The sequence below is a fragment of the Scytonema sp. UIC 10036 genome (assembly GCF_009725235.1).
Map to the genome: position 1 here is coordinate 94,001 of NZ_WJFC01000005.1, position 24,246 is coordinate 118,246.

Genomic DNA, 24,246 nt, shown 5'->3' on the forward strand with positions numbered 1-24,246 from the left:
AACCCCTCCATAAACAATGCACTTTGACGACGCATTGTCCCGGCTTCTTAGGGATTTTTGGAAGCTAAACTATTGACCTACTGCCCTACTCTTTTAGCTTTTTTCAAAATTGATAAGTTTTGTACAAGCTAGTTTTCGGGTTCGGAAACAGTTCAGTTTCCAAGAGCGGTAGCAAGGGTCGAACTTGCACATAAATCAGGCGATCGCTTTATGAAAATCCAATGTTTACCGCACAATTCCATCTTATCGCTAGTAACGGCCTTATTCAAGGGTAAATCTCCCGTTAACTTGATAATAATTTTGTAATCGTTTGACAGCAATTTTCCAAACTCTTTTGAGAAAACTGATTAGATAAAATCAAATTATCTAATAAAAAATCAGGGGATTGTGAAAGTCTCAAGAGCACGCTATCATTACGGCTGCGATGATAGTAATGGATGACAGGAGATTGGATAACTGTCAGGTTGTCGTTACGAATTGCCCGTCCTGCAACCAACCCATCCATAATGAATTTGGCAGCCGCTGCTACATTATCGCTATCTCGCCCAAAATTCTTGAGATACCAATGAAACTCAATCCACACGGCACTATCCAGACAAAATCCACATTCAAAAACAAATTTTCCAATTAAATTTGTCCAATACTTCTTCAGTTGATTGCTTGCCTGCCACCCGGAACGCGCTCGATTGATAATTTCATTCATGGTAGCAGGTAAAGGCATTCTGAGTTCATATATCACTATCGTCACCTCCTTTCAATCTATTCAAAAACTCCTCAACAATGTTTCTCAATTTCTTATACGATCGCCCATCATGGCGTGATAAATTAAAGACAGCTTTGACAATTTCATCGAGTTGATAACCTTTGCGATGCAAATTCACAATTGAATTTCTTGCTGACTCATCAAGTTGTACCTTAAAACTAAAACTTCCCTCAAAATCCGTCTGAGATTGCTTGGTTTTAGAACTAGCAGTTGGCTTAGACTTGTCGTTATCATGGCTGCTGCCCTCGCCATACAAACTAGCGACAAATTCATCAAAATCCAGTCGAGACTCCCATGCAGTATAAGGATCGTTCTGGTTTTTCGCTGACAAAAGTAACTCCTGAAAGTATTCGGGGTCTTCATCATCAGCAACATACAATGCTTGAAGTCGTACTACCTCAGTCGTCTTATACAAGAAATCCCCGTATCCGAGCAAGTAAACAGCACGCTTGTCTTTGTCGTCTCCAAGGATAATACAGCTATCTTCAGGTCGGGTTGTTACAAAAGCCGTTTTGGTTGGGAAGTTTGAACGAATCAAAGGGTCGATGACGTTCTTGTCAGGTCGCTGCGTGTACAACAGGACATGAATCCCCGCACCACCAGCTTTTGCCAGCAACTTCATCAGCGCGTTCTCAATGCGCGAGCAGTAGTTGTCATCTGAAAGCAAGTCAAAACACTCGTCAATCAGACAAACCAATCGCGGCATGACAATATCAGGTGCAAACCGCAAGTTATACTGAGCGATGGTTTCGATACTGCTGTGGCGCTCAAACTCTTGGTAGCGCAATTCCATCTCTTCAACCAAGTAATCGAGTAAGTTGGCAGTAGCCTCAGCATCTCGTGCAACTGGAGCAATAAGATGAGGTAGTCCATCAAATTTACCAAAGGTCACGCGCTTGACATCCGAAAGCGCCAACCGCACGACCGATGGTGGATAGCGCCGTACCAAATACAAAATGGCTGCTTTCTCAAACTGAGACTTCCCTCCCCGAGTTCGCCCTCCCCCAAGAATATGGGTGACGTTATCGCTATACAAAGGAATTTCAACATAAGTACCATCCACATCAACACCACCGGGAATGGATACGGAATAAATGTCAGCTTCGCCGTCAAACCTAACGTAATTGCGGAAATAAGCAAACTGTCTGTCCAATCTGGGGATGTCAAATACCACCCCTCCAGGGACTACACTCACCATGGGCGCAACTTTCAAACCCAATTCTTCATTGCTCAAACCATCTTGTTTGGCTTGTACAATTGCCGTCAAAACCTGTTGTTTTTGATATTCAATATTATCGTTACCATTATATGGCACTAACATGAGAGTAATCCTGTATATTTGGCAAAATGAATTTTTTTGAACCGCAGAGGACGCAGAGAACGCAGAGGAAAGAGAGAGCGGAGATTTTCACGATTCAATTAAGTGGGTGGTCATATAGCAGTCCTAAATTATTTGTAAAATTCTCTCTTCTCTCTTCTCTTCGTGCTCTTTGCGTCTTTGCGGTTCATAAGTTTAATCTATCAAACAGGACTGTTATAATAAGCTTTCAGCTTTCACTCCTTTTATTTTCATACTTTTGCAGTTGTTGCTGATAGTAACTTCTTAACTGGTCAATTGATTTTGGATTTTGTCCGTAATTATTATTAGGTAGCGATGCCCAAACTTTTCTGACTTTATAAACAGCACTATCAAACCTTCCTGCTTCGACATCATTTAAGGCGTTATTACGACGAATATACTCAATTGCCATCTTGTCCTGAGAAGCTGGACTAAAATCTTTCAAGTTTAACTTTGGTGCCAAGTCTTGCCAACTTCTATTTAACATTTGATATGCACCAGCTGCCGTTGAACAAACCCGTTTCCCATTAATAGGAGCGCACTGTTTCTTTTGCGGATGTGTGGAAAAATCATCAAAAGTTCCATTAAAGACTAATTTGCGATAACTTTCAGGCTCGCTCGTTCCTGTTTCTGCCCAGCGAATAGTTGCTAAAAAAGCACTCAACCTTGGTGAATAAGAACTTGTACTAACTCTGACTTTTGACGAGACTGAAGAAACACCAGTCCCTTGAGAAATTGAAAAATAAAAACTCAACGTCATCAAAGAAGCAACTGACACATGAACTGGCTGAAAACCGGATATCAATTGATAGCGAGGATTCCAAATCAAACCCACTAAACCACCAACAACAAATCCAAATTTCCAGCTATCAAGCGCCTTGTTAACATGACTTACTTGGCAAACCTTACCTTTAAAGGCTAACTCACATGGTAATGACGCCACTCCATAAGAAACAACTACACACCCAACAGCACCAATTGAACCTGAAATCAAAATGCGTCCGAGCATAGAAAGATTACCAAGAAAGTAGTCAGAATTCAGGAGTCAGAATTCAGTTTGCAGAAGCTCTAAATTTTGAATTCTGAATTCTGGATTCTCCTCAACGCTTTGCTAGATACTTCTGCAAATAGGGGCGGGGGTTCCGTTCTACGCCATTAACCCGAACTTCAAAGTGCAAGTGTGGTCCTGTTGAAAAACCCGTACTGCCTACTGCTGCGATCGCCTGTCCCCGCACAACCTGTTGCCCTTCAACCACGTACAATTTGCTGGCATGAGCGTAGAGAGTGGAAATATTTCCTTGATGTTGGATAACAACCGCATTTCCATAACCCTCTCCCCTGTCACCTACCCTCACCACCCGACCCGAATCTGCTGCATAAATGGGCGTACCCATTGGCGCACCAAAATCGATACCCTCATGAAAACTACGCCGTCCCGTGATTGGATGCGTTCGGCGCTTCGCCGCAGCGCTTCGCTCTCGCCAACCAAACTCTGAGGTAACGGGACTACCAGCCACGGTTGGAAAAACAAACCTATCGGTAGAAACAGCCTTGTTATCGCCATTTGTTTGAGTTGGTTTGTGCAAAGCACCTAAGAGAGATTTAACCAACTGCTGCGATTCAACCCATTGAGAAACCTGGGGAATCACCATAGCTGCAACTAAGACCGAAGTTGCGATCGCATAACCCCAATTCCGATTAATAGGAGGCTTTACCCGCTTTCCACCGTGATTCCCTCCACCGCGAAAATCAATAACCAACCGCATTACAAGTCACTGACATCCAGAATTGTTGTTGTAAAGATATGATTGGGATTCTGACGGTAACGACGGTCAGACTTCACCTGAGGCATAAACTCGCGAAGATGTCCGTTTTCCGACTGTCCTGCAAGACAGGCATAGGAAGCCTTATCAACCCAGGGCTGATTGCTTCCCGAATGCTGGTTCAGCCCAATGCTTCCAGACTGTATCGGTTCGCCACTCACATCACCATCTCGATTGGTATCCCGGCGAAACTTCACCGGAGCAACCTGAACTAATCCCTCCTCAACTCGCCCAAATATCCCGTAGTGGGTACCAAACCGCCAAGCTCGATATTGACCGGGTTCTATAAACGCCGCGCCTGTTTTCCTCAAAGGATTCTTAATCGCTGGCAGTCCTGGCTTCACTGTCGCCGCCCAATTGCCGACAATCGCTGGATTTCCATTACGGAACTGCAATACTAGACGGCGATCGCTCCAAGAGTTAATGCGATTCCCATTTGGTTTGCCAGATTCGTCAGCACCGCGAATATAGATAATATTAACTTCTTCCGGGTTTTGGGATACTTGGTAGCCTTTACGCTGCATTGCTTGGTACACCCGCGATGCCAAATCACCACTGCTAGAACGTCGATTGACCAAAGTTTGGATAGACTGCACCACAGATTGCGATTCAATCAATACAGATATTGGCTGTACAACGATACAAACAACAAGCAAACTCGTGACAACGGCATATTTTCTAACGAGCGATCTATTATCAACTGATGTGCTTTCAGCCTCAACAGGTAATTCTACTGTTTGATTATCATCCTCCTTTTGTGAGTCAAACTCAATCACAAAACGCATTTAGCCACCTTCACGAGTTTTTTTCGTCCTAAAAGTCTGAGTTTGATTGAAAAGTTTATCCTGCCAGCAACCAACATTCTTTGCACTGAGAACTGCCTCAAAATCATTACCAGCTTCCGGACAAGCCGTTGGAGTTGCAGTAGGAACGGTGCTGGGAGTCACAGCAGGTAAAGCAGTAGGATGAACTGGTAATTTGACTTTCTGAACTAAGCCTACTGCTGTCCGCAAATCGTAGAATTGCAAATATCCCGGTTGCAAGATATCAGCAATCCATATTAAAAAAACCGACCAGAAGATAACTCGTACCCACATATTATTCCAGTTGCTTGACAACCGGAAGTGCAAACTGTGGGGCTTCCTTCGGCACTACCTCTATCTTTTTGCCCGACGCATACCCCGGTCCCGTGTAACTCCCGTTGAGCAAGAAGTTAAGGAGCATCACAAATAACCACAATCCTACAGCACCCACTCCAACAGGAGATTTAATAACATCAGATAAAAAATAAACTGGATACCAAACAAACCTCCAAGGGTTTTGTGGGTGCAAGCGGTGCGCCTTCCAAGTCTCTATATAAGGAATCTCAATTTGAGGAATCCTTGGTTTATAGCTTGTAGGAGCATTCACATATCTAACTTCAACAGGCTGAGTATTGGTGTAATCAACCGTCATTGGGGGGGAATATGGCTGAGATGGAGTGACACCTCCTTGTTGTTGAACTTGCTGAAGCATGGATTGAAGGCGGTTAACAGGAACAATTGCTCCACCTTCCGAAGAATCCACATGAAAATCTCTGCGCTTGTTATTGCTCATAGTTTTAATTTGAATTAACTCATGGATTGGTTGGTATCATCCGACCACACATCTTCTCCTTGAAGGTAAGAATAGAATTCTTCCGGAGATAATTCTGGTTTTTCAGAAGATGCAGTGTCAGAAACTGGAATTGACTCAGAACTTATAGAAAGCGGCGCTCCAGAGGGAGAACGGAATTGTACAACATTAGAAGGATTGTTCGCAGATGAGGGAACCCTTGGAGGGACAAGGACATCATCTGTTGGCGATCGGCGAACACTATCAGTAGTCGGTGCAACAGAGGGATTGACAGGTAAACTCTCCTCATCAAGGAGCTGGTTGTACTCATTAATACCCCAACTTAAAAAACAAGCAAAACCGACCAAAAAAACAACCGCACTTGACCAATGCACGCCTGAATTGGGGGATGCCATCATCTCAACAGTGGTGCGAGATGAACCCTCAAGGGTAGTACGAATGGGGGTACGTTTGACTGCCGCTACAACATTGAGCGAACACAAGGCTATACAAACTATTGCAGCAGCAAATTTAACGTACATAACATCACCCCCTTGATTTGTCGGCAGATTGTTTATTGAGAACTGGTTTACTTTGGTTTTTCTTCATTTGCTGGAGGTATATCCGCCTTTCCTCCTCCCGTTGCTTTATCCTTTCTCGGATTTCTGCGACTTGCGCCATCTGCTCGACTGGATCTAGATATCCCCGCGCCCGCAATAACTGCGCCTGTGCTAAAGAATAAGGCTCTTGAGCATTTCTAATCTGAACGAGCATTTGATTCAAATCCACCGAGGGCTGAGATTCTAAGTTCTGGGCATAATCAATGGCTTCAAGCTTGCCCAAAATCAACACAGCCGCCGCACCAGAAGGTATCTTTTCCTCAATTTTTGTCCCGTCAGTTCTGCGGTAACCAAAAGTGAAAGTATTATTCCCAGAAGCTGCTTCTAGTAAAACATCTAGCGAATTAAACTTCACTATCTCCAGCGCTGGCATATAGTGCAAGCGGTAAAATCCCGAACGCTCATCTGCCTGCATCTTGGAGACCTCACTTCGCAGCTGCTGTCCCCACAACGCCGCCGCCAGCTGTCGCCATCCCGTGAGTGTGGGCATACCCTCCACTGAGGTATAACTTGAAAGATAGTCCATGTTGTAGTCAGTCCGAGACAGCTTTTCCAAATTCGAGAAGCGTATTTGGCTCACTTGCGCCTTTGCCTGTTGTACCTCGGATACAGAATTACCGGGAATTTGCTGCCTCCACCCTACCATCAGAGCAACTGAAGCAATGACAGAGAGCGCTCCAACAGTCGAACAAACCGTCCACAAAGTGGCATTTAACTTTTTCTTTCGACTCGGCTTTCTATGACCCACGGGAGTAGGAGTAAACATAACCCACCCCTATGTATTATCTACAATTACGTATAAGCAAGGCCGTTTGTTAATTTGTCGTGCCATTGCAATTCCCGCACCACCCACAACTATCCCGGTTAGTAACAGCACTGGGTGTAAGGCAAGACTCGCTCCCACTCCCATTAACTGTCCTACCATCCCCGACATAACACCAGATAACTAAATCTTGGAGTACAACGGAGTCAATCACCGTCAATTGTTCTAATCAAGGTTTCCAAGTATTCACTCACACTCTTGTCAGCATCAATTGCTAAAGCTTGGAGTTTTTTCCAAGTTGCTGGTGTAACCATTATAGAGTGCTGCTCTTTTACTTGTTCATGTAGTACTGGTATATTTCTTGTTCTTTTTTTGCCTTTACTTGTTGACATAATATAGAATACCATCGTATACTAAGACTATGCTAGCAGGTCGAAACAGCAGAGTAAAGTATGGCGCTAAAACGGAAGAAGGGTTATTCAATTGAATCCAAAACAGCTAGGTTTACCTTGCTCAGAGATGGCATTGACTTGGATGAAACAAAAGTAGCTTTCAACGAATTAGTCTCCTTCTACTTCGCTGTTGTCGCCACCCATCCAGAAGGTACAGTAATGGTAAACGAGTATTACAAAGTGTATGAAGGATTTACATTAGGCGAAAAAGCTAAATATCCTCTACCTTTTGATGCTCCATGCGACTTTCGCCGTGCTGCTATTAAGAAGGCAATCGGTGCATACAAGTCGTGGAAAACCAATTATGATAAGTGGAAAGCAAGACCACCACGGCACTTCTTCCATCGTCCTCCTGTACAACCGCGCTCTTTTAACTTCAACCCAGTATTTTATGCTGGTATGTGGAAAGAAGATACGGGCGATAGCATTATGCTTAAAGTTCGTAGAGATAATGCCTGGATTTGGATTAAGTTCCAATATCTTGGCTACGACTTTGGAGCGGGATGGGAGAAGGCATCGCCAACTGTCACTTTAAAGGATGGCAAGGCATATCTAGACTTCACTGTAGAAAAGTACGTACCAGCAACAGGAGGGCTGAAAAACGTCATTCAACAGTCAGATTTGCGTATCTGTTCTGTTGATTTGGATTTAGACGGTCACATCGCTACTTGCAGCATTCTTGAGTCCGACGATAACGGGGTTGTACACGAAGTTAGCCGTATGACCGTAAAAGGTCACGTAAGCCATGTCAGTCGTAGGAAGCGAGATTTGGGAAGGATTGCACGTAGGATGAACCAAACAGGCAGAGTTGAAAAAGGCTTTGCTAGTACCAGATTTGCCAAAATATCTCGTCGAGAACGCAACGAGGGCTTTAGGATAGCGTCGGAGATAATCGAGTTCGCACATCGTCATGGCTGTAAAGTCATCGTGTTTGAGCATCTTGGCAATCTCCGACCTAAGCGCGGCAAGTATTCAAAGCGTTCCAATCAAAAACGTGCCTATTGGCTCAAGGGCAAGATAGTTGATAATGTGCGTCGTATTGCATATCAGCGCTATGCAATCTTGACCGCGAGAGTCAACCCCAAAAACACAAGTAGGCATTGTGCTGTCGATGGAGTGGAAGTATGGAGAGGCAATCACTACCAGCCCAGCCTCCTAGAATTCTGCCAGCCCTACCAATGTGGTGGAAAGTGCTTTGCTACCATACTAGGACGCAGAGGAAGTTCAGCTTTGAACGCCGCCAGAAATATTGGGCTGAGATTTTTATCCCGTAGATTTGTACAGCCAGCACTCGCAGTAGAGAAGGCTGGCACCCGTCGGAAAAGCCAAACTCTTAAGGGTGGGGTGTAATAAGATTGCAAGCAAGGTCGGCGGCTAACCGTACTCCAATCTTATTACAGGTGCTGTGTAAGTGCCTCGTTGTCTCTCTTACCATCCTACGCCTACCCGGTTGAACCTACGGTTCTTGATTCTAGGTCGAGCGCTCACAGAGGAGAGAGGAAACAAGTAGCTATGGTTGACTCCGTTTGACTAAGCTATGAGATTACACACGCCCAGGTTCATTAACAATCCACCGGCTGTATTTATCAAAAAATCGAATGCTGCACTCATGTTTGCTCCTTGCTAAACCAAATGATGACTAGTGCCAAAACCAAACCCACAAACTCACCCAAAGCTACACCAATTAAGATAGGTTGAATACTCAAAACCTGCTGTTTTTCTTGAGTTGGCGGAACTGCTATCCATGTCCCCACTACCGTACCAGTTACCAAACTCAAACAATTTATACCAACCGCTAAAGTCGATGTCTTACGAGCATTGAGCAAGCTCTCGTCACGCAGTCGGTAAGAAACTGCAAGCATTTGAGACACTACTTCTTCGGAGATGGCTCGGTTTTCTGCTGCGAGGACTTCAACCGTTTCGGCTGCGGTGTCGATGTACCGACTAGTAGGGGATGAGTCTGTTCCCCCCAGTTGATTTTGCCGAAAAAATCGTTATCAATCCGAGTCTGAATTCGCTCCTGCGCTTGGTCGTAACCGGCAATCTCCTTATTTGAGCCACTTTCTACATCACAACCGCCGTGGAAAATGAGTTCTTCCAGAGCGAGAGTGGAAGATTCCAGCACAACTTTATGACGCAAGTTTCCAAGTTGAATACCTTTATCAACATCTCGGTAAAGCATCCCGACAAAGCTATCAGCCGCCGCTTGTTCGGGGTCTACACCGAACCTCTGTTTGATATACTCGCGCTTATCAAAACGATGTTCTCCACCTTCACTGGTTTGCCTGGAGCGCATCTCCAGTAAATGACGGGCAGCCTCTTCAAGGGTCATCCCCTCAGAAGTTGCAGCAGTTTTTAACTGAAGCAATTGTTGTTCCACTTGTTCGCCAACCGTGTCACCTTGAATTTCTAAATTCAAAATTTGACAAACATTCCGCACGACATCATGCGACACCTGCAACTGTTGTGCTAGTTGATTTAGATGTTTCATTACGCTCAATCCTCTTAATAACCGCCCGAACAATTACGTTGTTTTTTTCTGACTCGGCGATGTGCTTGGTCAAAAAGTCATACAGGGTTACCCCATTCACTTTTTGCAAGTAAGCATCCAAGCCACCCGCAGGAATAACCTGTTGCAAATACTCTTTGCACGTCAACCGTCTAATTTTTGTAGCGACATAGAAAATATCAGCAATTTCAACTGTCGCTGCATCAAAATACCCGCCTCGTTTGCGAGGTTTCACTATCCCCGCGTAGGGATACCAGCGCTGCAAAGCCGCGATCGATATACCATACCTTTCGGCAAGAGTTTTCTGGGTGTAAATAACGTTGTCACATACCATTTATCAATCTCAATTCCAACTGAAAGAGAACATCAATTGAAAGACAATCAAACTAAGTCCTTGCTAAAGATAGTGTGAATTATTTTTTAATTCACCAGTTCTATGACTTTAGTACAGGTTTAGTTTAACTAAAACACAAATCAAGCTCAGCGAATCTCCAATTCAACTTCACATTTGCCAGGTTACATACTGCCTGTAGAGAATGCAAGCACGTTAGCCTATAGAAAGTGAAAAAAATTGAAGTATAACCAAATAGGTAAGAAAGCACTTTGAAAGAGATATATACCGAAAAGTCAAATTATTGGAAGCGATCGTGAAAGTTTTCGTTACGGTGCCTGTTCAAATAACCGTTACCTAAAAAATAATGTTGGCTTTTGAAAATTTTATTATGCGATTGTATGAAGACAAGACAACCCTTGACTTTTCTTGATTTTCCAGCCAAAATGACTATAATTGTGACCCTAACAAATGAGTCATATAAACAATAAGCAATTGGGAAAACTGACTTGGACAATGTCTACCTTAGTGGCTTAAGCCAAGCGAAGCTGCTCAATTCATTCGTTTAAGCCAACAAATGTAAGTGCAGTAGAACAAGGAAAAAGTAGTAAGTATGCCGATATTGGAATTAAATTAGTTAAGGTAATTGGGCACAAAAGCATCGAAATAACCTTTTTTCTACATTCAAAATTCTTTAGATGACTAGAGCAAATGAAGCTTGAGAAAACAGCAGCAGACTTTTTTGCAGGAATTGGTCTCGTCACAATGGGTTTAATGAACCAAGGATGGCTTGTGAAATATGCCCTTGACTGCAGCGACGAGAAGCGCCTTTTGTACGAGGGGCATTTTGGAGTCGGACACTATCACTGTAAAGACATCAGAAAAATAAGTGGAACTGAAGTCCCCAAAGTAACTTTAGCTCATGCCTCTTTCCCATGTGCTAACATCTCTGTTGCAGGTTCTAGGAACGGGCTGCATTCTGGAGAATCTTCTACATTCTGGGACTTTGTCCGAGTCCTGGGTGAAATGGGGAAACTTCAGGCAATAGGTCTTCCTCCTTTTATTCTTATTGAAAATGTGGAAGGTTTACTAACTTCTGGGCATGGAGAAGATTTAGTCCTTGCGTTAAAAGCTTTGAATAATCTTGGTTATACAGTCGATCTCCTAGCCATCGATGCTGCCCATTTTGTTCCGCAAAGCAGGGTACGTTTATTTATCATAGGTAATCTGTTTGGTTTATCACAAACTCGCGATGAGTTGTCGCACATTATGAATAAGTCAAACGGTGCAAGACCTCAAAAAGTCAAAGATTTTATTGCTTCTAATCCGACAATTAAATGGAGCCTTCGCAATCTTCCAGACTTACCCCAAAGAACAATCAACCTAGCTGATATTGTTGATGAAACTGAGGAATGGTGGGTAAAAGAACGAACAGAGTATTTGTTCAATCAGATGTTTGAGCGTCATCAAGCCCAAATTCGTTTCATGATGCAAAACGAAAATTGGTCTTACGGAACCGTCTTTCGACGCATGAGAGTGCGCTCCGGGATTAAACAATCAACTGCAGAACTAAGAACTGATGGGATTGCTGGATGTTTGCGAACGCCCAAGGGAGGAAGTGCTCGTCAGATTATTGTAAGGGCAGGTTTTGGATGTTTTGATGCTAGGTTAATCAATGCTTGTGAAAGCGCTCGTCTTATGGGAGCATCCGAATATTTGATTCCTCAAAATATTTCACTCAATAATATACTCTTTGGCTTTGGTGATGCTGTTTGCGTTCCGGTCATTGAATGGATTGCTGCAAATTATCTAAATCCATTATTTGATGAATTAAATAATACGATAAAAGCTTCATTAAGATCTGCTTAATTGCTCTTGGGGAAATATCAGCACACCATCTTGAATACTCATAACGACTTGACCGTGTGTTTTCACTGTACTGTTGCTGATATTTTTGCGGTATCGTCGATTGGATTCTTGAGCGCCATAGCGTTCTTCTAAACCAGGTAACCAACTTCGGAAAATTTCTGACAGAAAATCTCCTCTAAGTTGGCGAACTGTAACGTTTCTGTAGTCTCGACTGTAAGACACAAATAAATGATCTACAGTCATATCCTTCAACAGCTTATCGCGACCTGTTCTCAAATGATACTGGTACTCAAATGAGTTACCATCAATACTAGATTTTACCTCGTAATTGCTAAGGTCGGCTCCATAGGTGCCAGTACCTCTATCTCCAGTCAGTATTGCACCAAACAACTCCCAGATCTGTGGCGAAATGCTTCCAGGTATCCGTATGTTATATTCTCTCAATAAATTAATAAGTTCTTCGTTGTAGATAAACTTTCTGTAAAACTCATATGCTTCAAGTATCCTCAGTTGCGTCATAGCCAAAAGTCAAGTACGAAAAAAGCAGTTGTACATAAGTGGGCACTCCCCACCAACTTGGCTGCTTCCTTTTCAATACCCTATGACGTTTGGTACACAACTGCAATTATTTCTGTTGGAACTCAACTTTAGTCGGGCGATAAGCTCCGCGATCGCCCCTTCGGGTACTTCGTGCCATCGCTCAACCATCCCATACTTGCTCCAAGTAGCTTCACTCCCTCAACTAGCGTGTTCCCGTTGCTTGGAGCGAAGTAAACAATAAACCGTCTTGGCGATCGCATCCGAGCGCTGGGAACAATAAGGTAAGAGTGACTACCAGTCATTTGTCATGGTGTAGCAACCCGAGCGTTCTTGAATTTTGTGTAATGACATCGATTAATCCCTTAGAGTTACCTTCAGTTCATTTATCCGAACTCAAAAAACTTCCCAATTGTACGGCTACTTATATCTTGCACCTGGAAATATGGATGTTAAAACCATGACTACGTGCAAGAGGAGCCAAACGTTCGATATCAAGTAAAAGTAGAGACACAAGTATTTGTGGAAAGATAAATTCAAGTGCAGTTTGAGCCGCTTGTCCCCAATCGGGAAGATCGGGATCGTCAAATGATAAGTAAGCCCAATGGGCTAAAATGTAGGCAATTAACGAAAGCACCAACCAGCGATATACACCAAGTAAAGTACCTTGACCAAAACGGTGAAGACCGAAACGGTGTTTTGCAGTTTTAAACCAACCCTCTATTTGCCAACGTCGTTTACCCCACCAACTGATAGTGCTGGCTTTCAAGGGTTTGGTAGATAGGACAAAGCGTTTTTCAAGCTTGCCGTTATCGCGTTTGAGGTAATACCACGTAACAGAGACAGGAAATCTCAAACCAACAAAGCACACTTGTTGACCCTTTTGATGTAGACGTGCCAAAGTTCGTCCATCGGTTAATTGGCGATCGCCACGTACACCTGTGATAGCATGATATTTCAGCCTGCGGATCGCATGGAGAAATTCTGCACTTCCAAAGGCCGTATCAGCTAAAATCATCACTTCTATTGTGTCTGGTTAATTTCAATGGCAAGCATTTGACTAGCTTTAATCCTAGTTGTGCGGGGGAAGTAGTGTCCTTACCTCTCCAAACACGAAAACTCCAAGGGATACGCCACTGTCCAACAACCAAATACAGCACGACCAAATGTAACCCACGTTTCCCGTTATATACAGAGATTAAAGGCTCAAGTTCTTTAAAGAAGCCACATTTTTCAAGGGTGGTCAGGTCAATAATCACCTGTAAACAAGGTCTGCGACCCTTGGAAACATGGGATAAGACTTGTTGAAGTACGTACTGACGAACTGTGCGAATGACAGTACGTGTTGACCAACGGTATTGATTCAAAAAACGGCTTAAAGCACTTGCAGATTTGGTTTGACAATGTTCAGGCAAAGGATTGCCTTGTGCTTCTAAAAACAATCCAAACATCGCTTCAAGATTGTCTTTTTGGTATTGGGTCGGTGAGACAGCGCTGCAGGAGGGTTTCCCTCCGTAGGCGACTGCGAACCCGAAGGGCATCAAAGACAATAGGGTGTACACTAAATTTTGGGCGTGGGCAAGAATTTTTTCCATTGTTCTTGCTTGATTTATATGGATTTCAACGCCCTTTTTCTCATATTCTGGTGGCAGATTGCAAATGCAACCGCTTTTCCTAAAAATTAAAAGTTAGCCTTTCAAAAAGAATGATAATCGCCAACAGGGGGAAAGTGGTCGCCGTCGGCGACCACTTTCCCCCTATGTAATTGCTAAACACAAAGATGAGGGTAGAGGCAGCTCCCGTCGGGAGCTGCCTCTACCCCTCTCGTTGATTATCATTTGTATTTTCAAAGAGATTAGTTGATAGCTCTCTGAGCAGTTACTAGGAATAACACTAGTACTTTGAGATAATTTAATAACAATATAGTACTTAAGCCTATTTCATTTCTCCTTGTTACACTTTTACCTCTTTATTTGCCGCTCTGCGGGTTACCCTTACAGGTGCAAGATATAAGTTCCCTTATAAAATCTTCAAACATTCCTAGTGGGAGTAGTATGCTCTCAACTTCTACATCATCCTCGCTAAAAACAATGGTTTCACATCTAAATCTATAGCCAGACCATTTGATAGTCGGTAGTCTATCTACCGCATCCTGTAAGTTTTTTACTAAGTTGTTATAACGTGGGTCGGGATTTTTACTGCCGTGCATTATCCACCAATAAACATTGTGCCTGACAAAATGCTTACCATTTGTATTAAAACATACCTCTATTTCTACACCATCCACATATAAGAATTGACGGGTCATAACTCTAGCTTCACCTTCAGGCATTGGCTCTAATTCCTCCCAAGTATTGACAAAGGTAACATCTTTATATTTCCCTTCATTAGGCTGATTTTTATCACCAAGCTCTACAGGAGGTTGAGCCGAGATCCGCGCGAAAACGGAAATAGTGGCTTGAAACCCTTGCTATGCTTAAGTTTTAGTAATTAGGGACTTTTATAGAACATTTGCACATCTTGGCAGAACGGGTAAACAAGGTAGACAAGAGTATTGAGTAATATCAGTGCTATTAGATGAGAGGGTTAATAAATGAGTATAAATGCTGAGGAATTATTAAGCTTGTATGCTGCTGGACGGAGAGATTTTACTACTGATATCATCAAGGATAGGCATGAAGGTTTTTTTAAAGGTGTTGACCTCAGTGGCATTAATCTAGAAGGTTCCCGTATTGATATTGACTTTAGTGGTGCCCGGATGAAAAACGCTAGTTTCCGACATACGAAATGGCGTTTTATTAAATGGGAAGATGTTTACCTTACTGGTTCCGATTTCACAGGGATGAACAATATCGTGGGATGCACCTTCATTAATTGCGATTTCAGCAACACTACTTGGAGTAAAGCCAATTTGTGGCAAACAAGTTTCGTCGAGTGCATTTCCCCTGATTTTGACAGCTTCAAAGATGCCCAGTTTTCCGAGATTCAATTCTTTAGTAAAAGCCAGTACTTCGGCTATTAGAAAAAACATAGGGTCAAGCGAATTGATGCGCGAGTTCTTCAAAGCCGCGCTTTATGTCTAAATTTTAAAGATTTCAGGAGGTAAGTTAATTGCAAGCTGCAATGGTTGGGGAATGTTTTGTAGATTTACTACATAATCTCCGTAACGCTTGATATTCCGAGTACCAAAAGGACTTAAGGCTGCGACAAGTCTATGATTTACAGGGTATCCTTCTGTAATCAATGCTTGAATCGCCAATGACATATCAACGGTATTTTGTAAAATTACAGCGCTAGCAATTAAATCAAGGTATTTAAGTCGTTTTTCTTGTTCAATAGGGTCATTCTCTGTTATTATCCCATCTTTCCCAAAAAATAACCACTTCACGAAACTATGATATTCTTCGACAATATTTGTGCAGGCAGTTATCTCTCGACGCATTGGTATATCGGAAATATAATGTAGTAAAAAGATTGTCCTTATTACCATTCCTAATTCTTTAAATGCTTGATAAAGACGATTTTTACGACTGCTGCTGTTTAATCTCCGCAGCAATACAGAAGGCATTACCTTTCCTTTATAAATTGATAGCACTACTCGCATCATATCGTGCCAATGGGTTTTAATTAAATTCCAATTCACTACACCTTTGAATAAAGGGTCAATATATTTGTAGGTTGCATCTTTACTTGGACGTAAGAAAGCACAGTCTTTCCAGTTACGTATTCTTGGTCTAAGGTTTATACCAAGAAGAAAAGATAAGCCAAAAATAGGTGTAGACTGTCCTTGAGTATCTGCACTTATAGTATCAGGTTGAATATCCGATGTGTTTTTCTCCAGCGCATCTAAAAAATATATACCTTCCCACACGCCACAAGTAATAAAGTGGGTAAATAAAGCTATATATTTATCAGATACAAGATGATATGCAATACCACCATAGCCACCATAACGAATGTGGTACTCACTATTTAAATTATTTTCGTAAATCTCGAACTTACTACCGTCAGCAGCGGCTTTCTTACCAGTACCCCAAATCGATGGTAAACTGAATAAGTTGTAAGCATTAATGATATCACGAACCCCTGCTTCCAAGGTTTGGGAAGTAATGTGACGACGGTTCGTATAGGAAATCATGTGAGAAGTTACGGCCCCTTTGGTATGACGGGCAGTTTGATTTGGTCCTAAATTACATCCATAACCAAAAGTAGTTAGAATATAACGCTCTGTTGCTTGTTTCATCTTGGCTTCGCTTCCAGACAAATGTCCAAAATGTCTCGTCCAATTTAACCAATGCTCAACATTACATAAAATTTCTAAAATACCGCGTTCTGGCATTTTTTGACGGATTGCTTCTTCTAATTCCTCAACTCCTTTTGGTTTATCTAGAGGTGGAATTTTTTTGAGTACAGGTTCACCGTTTTTACTAATGGTTACTTGCTTACCATCAGACAGCAATTTATCAGCTGAATTAGCTACAGACGTTAATTCGTTACATAAATATTCAATAAAATCGCTACTGTTTGAAGGAAATCCTAATTGTTTACAATAATCATCAAGTTCCTGCAAACATTCCTGCTCTGACAGTAATTGCTCACGTTTAGGAGGAGATTTAAGTAAGTTAAGCGTTGCCGTTGATTCAGGTGTCTCTCCTAATAACAAAGAGTCTAAATAAGCTTGCTCAACACTAGATAAACTTTTAGAGACTTTTAAAAATAATCTATTGTTAGTAACTGAACGTACATGACATACCAAACGGTCAAGAGCATTAAATGATGGTAACTCATACCGCTCTTTTACTAATTCCTCGATAGCTATATTAATCAAATCAGCAGGGTGATCTAATCTCAGAGTGCCAGAAGCCACAACAATAGCTATTAATTTTTGAGCTTTCTTATCGTAAGCTTTTACTCCCAAATACGTAAGTATTGCTTGTTGGTAATTACGTCGCTGGCGTTCTGTTGGAATGGTTTTTACCGATTCACGTAACTTTAAATACGAACGTAAATGTCTAATAATTATTTCAGGTACGTACTCTGGATGCGGGAAATACCCAAGCCTTTGGAAGGATTTAAACATTACCATGAAGCAAAGTAACCCTTCGGGTGTGCGAACACGAGACTTAACAAACTTGATTTCTGATTCCGTTGGTGTATAAAGTTCAGCTAGCTCTTTCGCAGAGGGATGTGACTTAAAGCGAGGGTAAGCGGTACGTTCTATTACGGTCATTCAAGTATAAAAAATCAATTTTATTGTTAAGTAATGTCACTAGACCCAAAATTTGTCTGGGTCTGGAAGCATAACTGAGTCTTTAAATGTCTAAAACCCTTATCATTACGTTGCTGCTTCGTTCTCAATTGCTAACCTTAGAAGGATAACTTGTCCTTAAATGCAAAATGGAACCATAAAGAGTCCGCAAGTGCAAAGATTTTTTCCTTATTCAGTGATGCCTAAGTTTCTTTTAAGACAAAGTACTGACTGGCATAGAAAAGGCATATGTTAAGGTTTTATCCTGGTCATCAAAAATTTTCACGCATTTTTACAGGAATTTACAATCAAAAACGGGTAATTGATGAGCGGAGAAGGTTAAGGAAAGATTATGTAAAAATCGGGAAGGTTTTTACTGCTCTGGGAAAGTGCGTATTGATGACTTTTGAGGAAATTCCCCATTGTGTTTGGCTAATTTGATGGACATTTCAATCAGAAACGCTGCAAGATTGGCAGTGGGGCGTCCTTGAAATTCAGCCCACGCTTCTAAATCCTCTAAAACACTGTCGGGCAAAGTAACGTTAATTCTTTTACTCACGTTATCAGTTTACCAGTATCTATAAATCAACTGCTGACCAGTTTATCAGCAAGGTTAACTTTATATAAGTTACATCATATTTACATCACTACGGATGTATACAAGATAGTAGAGCAAATAGACTTATTGTAATTGATATGTGTAATGATGGGGTGCAACCATGATGACACAAGAAGAATTTAACCAATGGTGCATAAGTCAGAGCCTGAGTGCATCTGCTCGACAGGAAATTGAAAGAATTCGCAAAACTCTACCATCTCGCAGCGTTGGAAGTCGTTGTAAAAACGTTTCAGGGCGTTATCCAAGCCGTAAGATGGGTGCCACAATTCAATTTGAATCGCATAAAGTTGAGCTTCCTTTTATTTATCAGTTAGAGCATTCAGAAGATGTTTTAGAGTATTACGACCAGCCACCTCCTTTTAAAATTCAATATCTTTCGGCATCCGGGCGTAATTTAGGTGTAATAATTACTCCAGATTTTTTTGTAATTAGCTCACAAAGTGCAGGCTGGGTCGAGTGTAAAACAGAAACAGAATTAGAGAAGTTGGCACAAAAAAGTCCTCATCGTTACCAATTTGGTAATGATAATAAATGGCAATCACCACCAGGGTCAGAATATGCCAAACAGTTTGGTTTTTACTTCCGACTATGGTCGAGTGCAAGAATTAACTGGACATTACAGCGGAATCTAGAATTTCTAGAAGATTACTATAAAAGTAATTTATCGTTAATAATTCCAAAACGCGACAATATAATTACTTCACTAGTAGAAGCGCACCCAGGAATTTCCATAGCTGAGTTATTGGACTATAAAGGTGTGAACGCAGATGACATTTATAATCTAATAGCGGCAGAAGAGATCTATGTAAATTTAACCATACACACCTTAGTAGAAGCTGAGAAATGTCGAGTTTTTAAATCTCGTGTGATAGAAAACTCTGTGAAGGCAATTGAAAGGACGGAAAATTTAGATAAAATTGCGGACACGGTAATTGATTTAATGCCAGGTACGTCAGTCTTTTATGATGGTAGAAGCTTAAATATTATCTTAGTGGGTCAAGATTATCTTTTACTTAGTGCGAAAGAGTTTGAGACTATAGAACTCAAAATATCGGAGTTCTCAGATTTGATAAACTCCGGTAAAATCAAAATAAATAAAATCAAAAATCAATCACAAATAAGAGCAAAAGCATTAGAAATATTGAAACAGGCTTCGACTGATGATTTAATAGGAGCCAATCGTCGTTTTAGTCTATTAAAACCTTATTTAGATGAACAATCAGTAGCAACTGGTACGCCAAAAGAAAGGTCTTTGAGGCGTTGGCTCCATAATTACTGGCAAGCAGAACAGAAGTACGGTTATGGCTATTTGGGATTAATATCGTTAGACAAACGTAAAGGCAATCGAGATAGAAAACTGCCCAAACATATTATAGAACTGTTAGAAAAATTTATCAGTGATGAGTATGAAAATAAAAAGCAGAAAAGTAAACAAGCCGTTTATTCTTCATTTGTTAATACTTGCTTAAAATCTGGAATTAGTGATACTCAAATTCCCAGTTATAAAACTTTTATAACAGAAATAAAAAAACGTCCTACTTATTCAAGATTAGAAAAACGTTCAGGGACTCGTGCAGCGTATGAAAGTGAAGAATTTTATTGGGAACTAGAATTATCTACACCTAGACATGGCGATTTCCCTTTTCACATTGCTCACATTGACCATACAGAGTTGGACATTGAACTAAGATGCTCTAAAACAGGAAAAGTTCTAGGGAAGCCTTGGCTAAGTTTATTAGTAGATGCATTTACAAGGAGAATTTTAGCAATTTATATCAGCTATGACCCTCCATCTTATCGTTCTTGCATGATGGTATTGCGAATTTGTGTTCAACGCCATTCAAGACTACCTCAAACAATTGTAACTGATAATGGCAAGGAGTTTTACAGTACTTACTTTGAAACATTACTAGCAATGTTTGAATGTACTTTGAAAAGACGACCCCCAGCAAAGCCTCGATTTAGTAGTGTTTGTGAGAGATTATTTGGAACAACAAATACTCAGTTTTTGTATAACTTAGCAGGTAATACTCAAATTACCAAAAAAGTCAGATTAATGACTAAATCTGTAAATCCTAAAAATCTTTCTGTTTGGACTTTAGGACTCTTATATATGCATTTAACAGAATGGGCTTACTCAATTTACGATACAACTGAGCATCCAGCATTGCAAGGTCAAAGCCCTGATGAAGCTTTTACTTACGGGATAAAGCAATTTGGTTGCCGTAATGGACGAATGATTCCATTTGATGAGAACTTCCGGATTCTCACTTTACCAACAACAAAAAAGGGTAAAGCAAAAGTTCAAATTGGAAAGGGAATAAAAATAGATAATAAATACTATTGGCATAGCGCATTTCGTGACCCGCAAATAGAAAAAACTTTAGTTAATGTTAGATATGACCCTTTTAATGCTGGGATTGCCTATGCTTATGTCCAAGGAATTTGGGTTGAATGCATTAGTGAATATTATCCTTTATTTAGAGGACATTCTGAAAAAGAAATAATTATTGCAACTACTGAATTAAAAAAACAGCAACAAAATCATGGTAGTAATAACAAAATTCGCTCTTTACAATTAGCACAATTTATGGCTAGTACAGAAGCAGAAGAATGTTTGCTTGCACAACGCTTAAAGGACTCACAAGCACTTGAAGTTATCAGCGTGATAAATGGTGGTTTACCAAATATTAATCCTTACGGTGAATCAAGTGATAATCAATTATCTGCTATCGAGAGCAAACAAGACGATAATCGAATGACTCAGGCTCATGAATTTATTAATCCTGATAAGCTACAAACTTTTGCTGAGTACTAGTTTATGAAAGATAATCAACAATTTACATCAGATTCTCAAAAAGCCTCGTTACATGAAAAACTGGCTGACTATGATTCATATACAATGGCGCATCCTTATTTAGATATAGCTTTTGAAACTCTCAAGCCAATCATAACTAATTGTGGAGAATCACGAATCATTTTTATTGTTGGACCAACAGGAGTAGGTAAAACAAAATTACGTTTACTAATTGAAAAATGGATAATTGAGTCATCATTATCTTTATTAGATGTTGACAGAGGTTGTATTCCAGTTGCGAGTATTGAAGCACGTCTGTTAGGAGGAGGTTTATTTAATTTCAAAGACCACCTCAAACGTTGTTTATATGCGCTAGCAGAACCACCTGGGTTAGTTAAAAATAAAATAAATTACGGAACTTCAAGTGTTTATCATAATCTTGATGGAGAATTAATTGTTAAACCAACAATTTTGGAAACTGAGTTAGGGTGGGCATTAGAGCAAGCTTTACATCATCGAAGACCTAAAATTTTCTTTATTGATGAAGCTCATCATTTATTAGCTGTAGCTGGGGCGCGAGTATCAATGGAACAGAAAACCGGGATAAGAAAAAAGTCGTGAAAAATTGACCCCTACCATGTATATACATGATAGAATGAACTTGCCATGTATATACATAGAGATATGGATCAGTACTCCGGAACAAGACAAAAATCTCAAAGGCGACCTCGTACACCAGATGGTAAATTTGAAACAGATTACTCCGATTCTCAAAAACGGTTAAGGTCTATCCGCTTGACGGACGAGGCTTGGGAAAAACTTTATCAAATAGCAGAGAAAAACCATATAACTCGAAGTGAGGTGATAGAGATATTCACTCGCGGTGGGGAGTTGTACTAAGGGTTTTCTTGGTAAGAATCCCAGTAAAAGCGTGTAATTTATGACTAAATATTGGGATTTTCGTAGCGTCAATCCATATTTTGACAGTAAATAGTATTGTATCAACTTTGCGCTAGACATTAAAATATTTTTTTATTACTCGCTTCTACTATACCCATTTATCAAACAGTAATGCACACAATTATATTCGCTCTTGACAGCTTATCTACCAGTATCTATTAACGCATTTAATGCACGTTGAGCAACTTCTTCCGCTTTTGATGATGTTACTTTTTGGTAACGTAAAGTTGTTTGTATACTCTCGTGCCCCATCAAGGCTCTTAATTCCTCAATTCCCATCAGACCAACTCTTTCCGTTGCAAAAGTGTGTCTCAAATCGTGAATACGAACACTGAGCAATTGCGGATATGAACTAGTAAATTGTTGCCAATAATCATGTACAGTGCGATAGCTAATTCTACTTATACGCCCTGTGACTGGGTGTTGTGCTGTAAATAAAGCTGGATGGCTCTGATGTCTCCCAAGTTGTAGATATCTTGTAAGTGCGGTCGATGCGTCTTGACTGTAAAAACACCAACGCTGTTTATTGCCTTTACCAATTACTTGAAATTTATTTTTGTCTAAGTCTACATCTTCTAAATTGAGCGCCAAAAGCTCGGAAATACGGCATCCTGTGCGATGTAAGAGATGTACAACGGCATTCATACGAGCATCGCAAGCTACTGTTTTATACAGTAGACTTAATTGCTCTGAAGTTAAAAAACGTACTACTTCATCTGTAGAATGTTCGCCTTTTTCTTTATCTGGCTGGCGTTGTTTTAATCCACGTATGGGATTAGACTTTAAATACCCTTGTTCTACTGCAAAGTTAAGTAAGCTTTGAAGTATCGCTTGATGCTTATGGTGGGTTGTATATTTTAAATGGCTTAAGCTTAAAAGGTACTCAATTAAAGTTTGGCGACTGATAATTTCTATTGACCAACTTCCGTACTCTTTGAGTAAAGGTAAAAGTGATAATTCGTAAGTAGTCCTGGTAGTTTTTGAGAGTTCAGGACGTTCTAAAAATTGTGTTGCCACAGTGGCTAAAGTTACAGCAATATACACAATATTTATGTGCTTATAGCAAGGTTTTTTATTCTTAAATCATATATCTTTTTAAGAAAAATATTGGTAGCGTTTCATGGACACTCTTAAAAAGCCCAAACAAGGAGAATCCCTTGCTGCCTACGTATTGCGAATTAGAAAGATACTCAAGTTGACTCAGTTTGAGTTAGCGTCGGCTGCTGGTATACACTCTCGGTCGGTGGGGAAGATTGAACGGGGATTAACAACAAGACTAAACCGAAAAACACTGCAAGGTCTTGCGGTCGGGTTAGGAGTGTCAGTTGAGTACTTGGAAGCAACTGTGCTAGGCTCCGAGGTTATAGAGGCACCACAGAGCATTAAATTTTGTCCAGTGTGTTGGAAACCCGGAAGTGCTGCTGACCCAATGTGGGGTAATATTAGAGCTAAATTCTGTTACCTGTGCGGTACACAGTTACGCGCTAACTGTGCAAATTGTGGTGAGTTGGTCGTGTCGTTGAAATACAGGTACTGTCCAATGTGCGGATATTCTTATAAAGAGCCAATTGCTAAAACTTAGATTTGGTAAGGGTTTTGAGCCTCTATTTCCGTTTTCGCGCGGATCTCGGCTCAACCTCCGGAAGGTCCGCCATCTATTGTGGAGAAAATTTTCAATGAAACAGGAGAGTCGGGTAAGTTTCGCACGTTTAGAAATCGCTTGTTATTCTTAGTCGCTAACAAGCAAGAATTAGAACGCGCAATTGACAATGCTAGGGAGTTTCGTGCGATTCAGAACATTTTGAATTCTCCCAATCGCTTGCAAGATTTATCGGAAAGCCAGCTCAAACATGTGGGTTCGCACATAAAGTGAAATTTTGAGAACGAATTTATAGGGGTTTCAGCCAATGGGTGTCGCGCATAAAGTGAAAACGCTTATTTCTCAAGGCTTAAGCGCAATTTTGAAATTCGCGCATAAATTGAAATTTTCCTGACTACCTCTACGTTAAAAGTAAAAGTTTCC

27 protein-coding genes and 2 pseudogenes are annotated in these 24,246 nt (G+C 40.9%); 8 read left to right on the forward strand and 21 right to left on the reverse strand.

Annotated features, from left to right (window positions below; genetic code table 11):
* Positions 1 to 283: 283 nt before the first annotated feature.
* From F7734_RS04355 to F7734_RS04400, 11 genes and pseudogenes are all read right to left on the reverse strand, one after another.
* A complete protein-coding gene (locus F7734_RS04355) occupies positions 284 to 739 on the reverse strand; it encodes a hypothetical protein (protein WP_347566126.1) in 456 nt (151 codons plus the stop codon).
* Complete coding sequence (locus F7734_RS04360) at positions 729 to 2,084, reverse strand: FtsK/SpoIIIE domain-containing protein (RefSeq protein ID WP_243146677.1); 1,356 nt, start codon at positions 2,082 to 2,084, stop codon at positions 729 to 731. Before F7734_RS04360 ends, F7734_RS04355 begins: the two co-directional genes overlap by 11 nt.
* 226 nt (positions 2,085 to 2,310) lie before the next feature.
* On the reverse strand, positions 2,311 to 3,111 hold the full coding sequence (locus F7734_RS04365) for a glycoside hydrolase family protein (RefSeq protein ID WP_155743548.1): 801 nt from the start codon (positions 3,109 to 3,111) through the stop codon (positions 2,311 to 2,313).
* 91 nt (positions 3,112 to 3,202) lie between these two features.
* Positions 3,203 to 3,868 (reverse strand): M23 family metallopeptidase, encoded by a 666-nt coding sequence (locus F7734_RS04370; protein WP_155743549.1) that lies wholly within the window; start codon positions 3,866 to 3,868, stop codon positions 3,203 to 3,205.
* A complete protein-coding gene (locus F7734_RS04375) occupies positions 3,868 to 4,710 on the reverse strand; it encodes a hypothetical protein (RefSeq protein ID WP_155743550.1) in 843 nt (280 codons plus the stop codon). Before F7734_RS04375 ends, F7734_RS04370 begins: the two co-directional genes overlap by 1 nt.
* A complete protein-coding gene (locus F7734_RS04380; RefSeq protein ID WP_155743551.1) occupies positions 4,711 to 5,022 on the reverse strand; it encodes a hypothetical protein in 312 nt (103 codons plus the stop codon).
* Position 5,023: 1 nt separating this feature from the next.
* On the reverse strand, positions 5,024 to 5,521 hold the full coding sequence (locus F7734_RS04385) for a hypothetical protein (RefSeq protein ID WP_155743552.1): 498 nt from the start codon (positions 5,519 to 5,521) through the stop codon (positions 5,024 to 5,026).
* Positions 5,522 to 5,535: 14 nt separating this feature from the next.
* Positions 5,536 to 6,060 (reverse strand): hypothetical protein, encoded by a 525-nt coding sequence (locus F7734_RS04390; protein ID WP_155743553.1) that lies wholly within the window; start codon positions 6,058 to 6,060, stop codon positions 5,536 to 5,538.
* A 4-nt stretch (positions 6,061 to 6,064) separates the two neighbouring features.
* The gene (locus tag F7734_RS04395) at positions 6,065 to 6,904 is read right to left on the reverse strand and encodes a phage terminase large subunit family protein (RefSeq protein WP_155743554.1); all 840 of its coding nucleotides are present in this window, start codon (positions 6,902 to 6,904) and stop codon (positions 6,065 to 6,067) included.
* 9 nt (positions 6,905 to 6,913) lie between these two features.
* Positions 6,914 to 7,072 (reverse strand): annotated as a pseudogene (locus tag F7734_RS60540) (hypothetical protein); the annotation flags it as partial.
* A 35-nt stretch (positions 7,073 to 7,107) separates the two neighbouring features.
* Entirely contained in the window at positions 7,108 to 7,293 is a 186-nt protein-coding gene (locus F7734_RS04400) for a hypothetical protein (protein WP_155743555.1), read from the reverse strand.
* A gap of 60 nt (positions 7,294 to 7,353) precedes the next feature.
* Here F7734_RS04400 and F7734_RS04405 point away from each other — a divergent pair, with 60 nt between their 5' ends.
* A complete protein-coding gene (locus tag F7734_RS04405) occupies positions 7,354 to 8,703 on the forward strand; it encodes a hypothetical protein (RefSeq protein WP_155743556.1) in 1,350 nt (449 codons plus the stop codon).
* Positions 8,704 to 8,960: 257 nt separating this feature from the next.
* Here F7734_RS04405 and F7734_RS04410 read toward each other — a convergent pair whose 3' ends face one another.
* Genes F7734_RS04410 through F7734_RS04420 form a run of 3 tightly spaced genes read right to left on the reverse strand, consistent with a single transcriptional unit; the run spans position 8,961 to position 10,196 of the window.
* Positions 8,961 to 9,215, reverse strand: coding sequence for a hypothetical protein (locus F7734_RS04410; protein WP_155743557.1), 255 nt, complete (start codon positions 9,213 to 9,215; stop codon positions 8,961 to 8,963).
* A gap of 8 nt (positions 9,216 to 9,223) precedes the next feature.
* Positions 9,224 to 9,844, reverse strand: a complete 621-nt coding sequence (locus F7734_RS04415; RefSeq protein WP_207714010.1) for a hypothetical protein — start codon at positions 9,842 to 9,844, stop codon at positions 9,224 to 9,226.
* The gene (locus tag F7734_RS04420) at positions 9,798 to 10,196 is read right to left on the reverse strand and encodes a hypothetical protein (RefSeq protein ID WP_155743558.1); all 399 of its coding nucleotides are present in this window, start codon (positions 10,194 to 10,196) and stop codon (positions 9,798 to 9,800) included. The genes F7734_RS04415 and F7734_RS04420 overlap by 47 nt, the downstream gene beginning before the upstream one ends.
* Before the next feature lie 708 nt (positions 10,197 to 10,904).
* Here F7734_RS04420 and dcm point away from each other — a divergent pair.
* Entirely contained in the window at positions 10,905 to 12,062 is a 1,158-nt protein-coding gene (gene dcm, locus F7734_RS04425) for a DNA (cytosine-5-)-methyltransferase (RefSeq protein ID WP_155743559.1), read from the forward strand.
* On the opposite strand, the gene F7734_RS04430 is transcribed toward dcm, so the two are convergent.
* The 4 genes and pseudogenes from F7734_RS04430 to F7734_RS04445 form a co-directional block, all read right to left on the reverse strand.
* Entirely contained in the window at positions 12,048 to 12,581 is a 534-nt protein-coding gene (locus F7734_RS04430; RefSeq protein ID WP_155743560.1) for a hypothetical protein, read from the reverse strand. The two genes, dcm and F7734_RS04430, sit on opposite strands and share 15 nt — an antisense overlap.
* Positions 12,582 to 12,709: 128 nt before the next feature.
* The gene (locus F7734_RS04435) at positions 12,710 to 12,904 is read right to left on the reverse strand and encodes a hypothetical protein (protein ID WP_155743561.1); all 195 of its coding nucleotides are present in this window, start codon (positions 12,902 to 12,904) and stop codon (positions 12,710 to 12,712) included.
* 176 nt (positions 12,905 to 13,080) lie between these two features.
* Positions 13,081 to 14,194, reverse strand: a pseudogene (locus tag F7734_RS04440) (transposase); the annotation flags it as partial.
* A 374-nt stretch (positions 14,195 to 14,568) separates the two neighbouring features.
* On the reverse strand, positions 14,569 to 14,931 hold the full coding sequence (locus F7734_RS04445; protein WP_207714011.1) for a hypothetical protein: 363 nt from the start codon (positions 14,929 to 14,931) through the stop codon (positions 14,569 to 14,571).
* Positions 14,932 to 15,192: 261 nt separating this feature from the next.
* On the opposite strand from F7734_RS04445, the gene F7734_RS04450 reads away from it, so the two are divergent.
* Positions 15,193 to 15,621: a pentapeptide repeat-containing protein gene (locus F7734_RS04450; RefSeq protein WP_155743562.1), complete on the forward strand. Its 429-nt coding sequence runs from the start codon at positions 15,193 to 15,195 to the stop codon at positions 15,619 to 15,621.
* 57 nt (positions 15,622 to 15,678) lie between these two features.
* On the opposite strand, the gene F7734_RS04455 is transcribed toward F7734_RS04450, so the two are convergent.
* Both F7734_RS04455 and F7734_RS04460 read right to left on the reverse strand, forming a co-directional pair.
* The gene (locus F7734_RS04455) at positions 15,679 to 17,829 is read right to left on the reverse strand and encodes a Tn3 family transposase (protein WP_155743563.1); all 2,151 of its coding nucleotides are present in this window, start codon (positions 17,827 to 17,829) and stop codon (positions 15,679 to 15,681) included.
* Positions 17,830 to 18,220: 391 nt separating this feature from the next.
* Positions 18,221 to 18,406: a hypothetical protein gene (locus F7734_RS04460; protein WP_017742461.1), complete on the reverse strand. Its 186-nt coding sequence runs from the start codon at positions 18,404 to 18,406 to the stop codon at positions 18,221 to 18,223.
* 160 nt (positions 18,407 to 18,566) lie between these two features.
* Between F7734_RS04460 and F7734_RS04465 the strand changes: the two genes are divergently transcribed.
* From F7734_RS04465 to F7734_RS04475, 3 genes are all read left to right on the forward strand, one after another.
* Positions 18,567 to 21,284, forward strand: coding sequence for a DDE-type integrase/transposase/recombinase (locus tag F7734_RS04465; protein ID WP_155743564.1), 2,718 nt, complete (start codon positions 18,567 to 18,569; stop codon positions 21,282 to 21,284).
* Positions 21,285 to 21,287: 3 nt separating this feature from the next.
* Positions 21,288 to 21,884 carry an AAA family ATPase gene (locus F7734_RS04470; RefSeq protein WP_243146678.1) on the forward strand — a complete coding sequence of 199 codons (597 nt, stop codon included), beginning with the start codon at positions 21,288 to 21,290 and terminating at the stop codon, positions 21,882 to 21,884.
* Between the two features lie 63 nt (positions 21,885 to 21,947).
* Positions 21,948 to 22,163 (forward strand): transcriptional regulator, encoded by a 216-nt coding sequence (locus F7734_RS04475; protein WP_038073786.1) that lies wholly within the window; start codon positions 21,948 to 21,950, stop codon positions 22,161 to 22,163.
* A gap of 201 nt (positions 22,164 to 22,364) precedes the next feature.
* Here F7734_RS04475 and F7734_RS04480 read toward each other — a convergent pair whose 3' ends face one another.
* Positions 22,365 to 23,267, reverse strand: coding sequence for a tyrosine-type recombinase/integrase (locus F7734_RS04480; RefSeq protein ID WP_166481726.1), 903 nt, complete (start codon positions 23,265 to 23,267; stop codon positions 22,365 to 22,367).
* Positions 23,268 to 23,343: 76 nt separating this feature from the next.
* Between F7734_RS04480 and F7734_RS04485 the strand changes: the two genes are divergently transcribed.
* Together F7734_RS04485 and F7734_RS04490 are read left to right on the forward strand one after the other, a co-directional pair.
* Positions 23,344 to 23,805: a zinc ribbon domain-containing protein gene (locus F7734_RS04485; protein WP_155743565.1), complete on the forward strand. Its 462-nt coding sequence runs from the start codon at positions 23,344 to 23,346 to the stop codon at positions 23,803 to 23,805.
* 78 nt (positions 23,806 to 23,883) lie between these two features.
* On the forward strand, positions 23,884 to 24,096 hold the full coding sequence (locus F7734_RS04490) for a hypothetical protein (protein WP_243146679.1): 213 nt from the start codon (positions 23,884 to 23,886) through the stop codon (positions 24,094 to 24,096).
* Positions 24,097 to 24,246: the final 150 nt, after the last annotated feature.

Excerpts from the sequence above, each read along its gene's own strand:
- F7734_RS04360 (WP_243146677.1), bottom strand. The coding sequence starts at position 2,084 with ATGTTAGTGCCATATAATGGTAACGATAATATTGAATATCAAAAACAA.
- F7734_RS04365 (WP_155743548.1), bottom strand. The coding sequence starts at position 3,111 with ATGCTCGGACGCATTTTGATTTCAGGTTCAATTGGTGCTGTTGGGTGT.
- F7734_RS04370 (WP_155743549.1), bottom strand. The coding sequence starts at position 3,868 with ATGCGGTTGGTTATTGATTTTCGCGGTGGAGGGAATCACGGTGGAAAG.
- F7734_RS04375 (WP_155743550.1), bottom strand. The coding sequence starts at position 4,710 with ATGCGTTTTGTGATTGAGTTTGACTCACAAAAGGAGGATGATAATCAA.
- F7734_RS04380 (WP_155743551.1), bottom strand. The coding sequence starts at position 5,022 with ATGTGGGTACGAGTTATCTTCTGGTCGGTTTTTTTAATATGGATTGCT.
- F7734_RS04385 (WP_155743552.1), bottom strand. The coding sequence starts at position 5,521 with ATGAGCAATAACAAGCGCAGAGATTTTCATGTGGATTCTTCGGAAGGT.
- F7734_RS04390 (WP_155743553.1), bottom strand. The coding sequence starts at position 6,060 with ATGTACGTTAAATTTGCTGCTGCAATAGTTTGTATAGCCTTGTGTTCG.
- F7734_RS04395 (WP_155743554.1), bottom strand. The coding sequence starts at position 6,904 with ATGTTTACTCCTACTCCCGTGGGTCATAGAAAGCCGAGTCGAAAGAAA.
- F7734_RS04400 (WP_155743555.1), bottom strand. The coding sequence starts at position 7,293 with ATGTCAACAAGTAAAGGCAAAAAAAGAACAAGAAATATACCAGTACTA.
- F7734_RS04405 (WP_155743556.1), top strand. The coding sequence starts at position 7,354 with ATGGCGCTAAAACGGAAGAAGGGTTATTCAATTGAATCCAAAACAGCT.
- F7734_RS04410 (WP_155743557.1), bottom strand. The coding sequence starts at position 9,215 with ATGCTTGCAGTTTCTTACCGACTGCGTGACGAGAGCTTGCTCAATGCT.
- F7734_RS04415 (WP_207714010.1), bottom strand. The coding sequence starts at position 9,844 with ATGAAACATCTAAATCAACTAGCACAACAGTTGCAGGTGTCGCATGAT.
- F7734_RS04420 (WP_155743558.1), bottom strand. The coding sequence starts at position 10,196 with ATGGTATGTGACAACGTTATTTACACCCAGAAAACTCTTGCCGAAAGG.
- dcm (WP_155743559.1), top strand. The coding sequence starts at position 10,905 with ATGAAGCTTGAGAAAACAGCAGCAGACTTTTTTGCAGGAATTGGTCTC.
- F7734_RS04430 (WP_155743560.1), bottom strand. The coding sequence starts at position 12,581 with ATGACGCAACTGAGGATACTTGAAGCATATGAGTTTTACAGAAAGTTT.
- F7734_RS04435 (WP_155743561.1), bottom strand. The coding sequence starts at position 12,904 with ATGACTGGTAGTCACTCTTACCTTATTGTTCCCAGCGCTCGGATGCGA.
- F7734_RS04445 (WP_207714011.1), bottom strand. The coding sequence starts at position 14,931 with ATGCCTGAAGGTGAAGCTAGAGTTATGACCCGTCAATTCTTATATGTG.
- F7734_RS04450 (WP_155743562.1), top strand. The coding sequence starts at position 15,193 with ATGAGTATAAATGCTGAGGAATTATTAAGCTTGTATGCTGCTGGACGG.
- F7734_RS04455 (WP_155743563.1), bottom strand. The coding sequence starts at position 17,829 with ATGACCGTAATAGAACGTACCGCTTACCCTCGCTTTAAGTCACATCCC.
- F7734_RS04465 (WP_155743564.1), top strand. The coding sequence starts at position 18,567 with ATGATGACACAAGAAGAATTTAACCAATGGTGCATAAGTCAGAGCCTG.
- F7734_RS04470 (WP_243146678.1), top strand. The coding sequence starts at position 21,288 with ATGAAAGATAATCAACAATTTACATCAGATTCTCAAAAAGCCTCGTTA.
- F7734_RS04475 (WP_038073786.1), top strand. The coding sequence starts at position 21,948 with ATGGATCAGTACTCCGGAACAAGACAAAAATCTCAAAGGCGACCTCGT.
- F7734_RS04485 (WP_155743565.1), top strand. The coding sequence starts at position 23,344 with ATGGACACTCTTAAAAAGCCCAAACAAGGAGAATCCCTTGCTGCCTAC.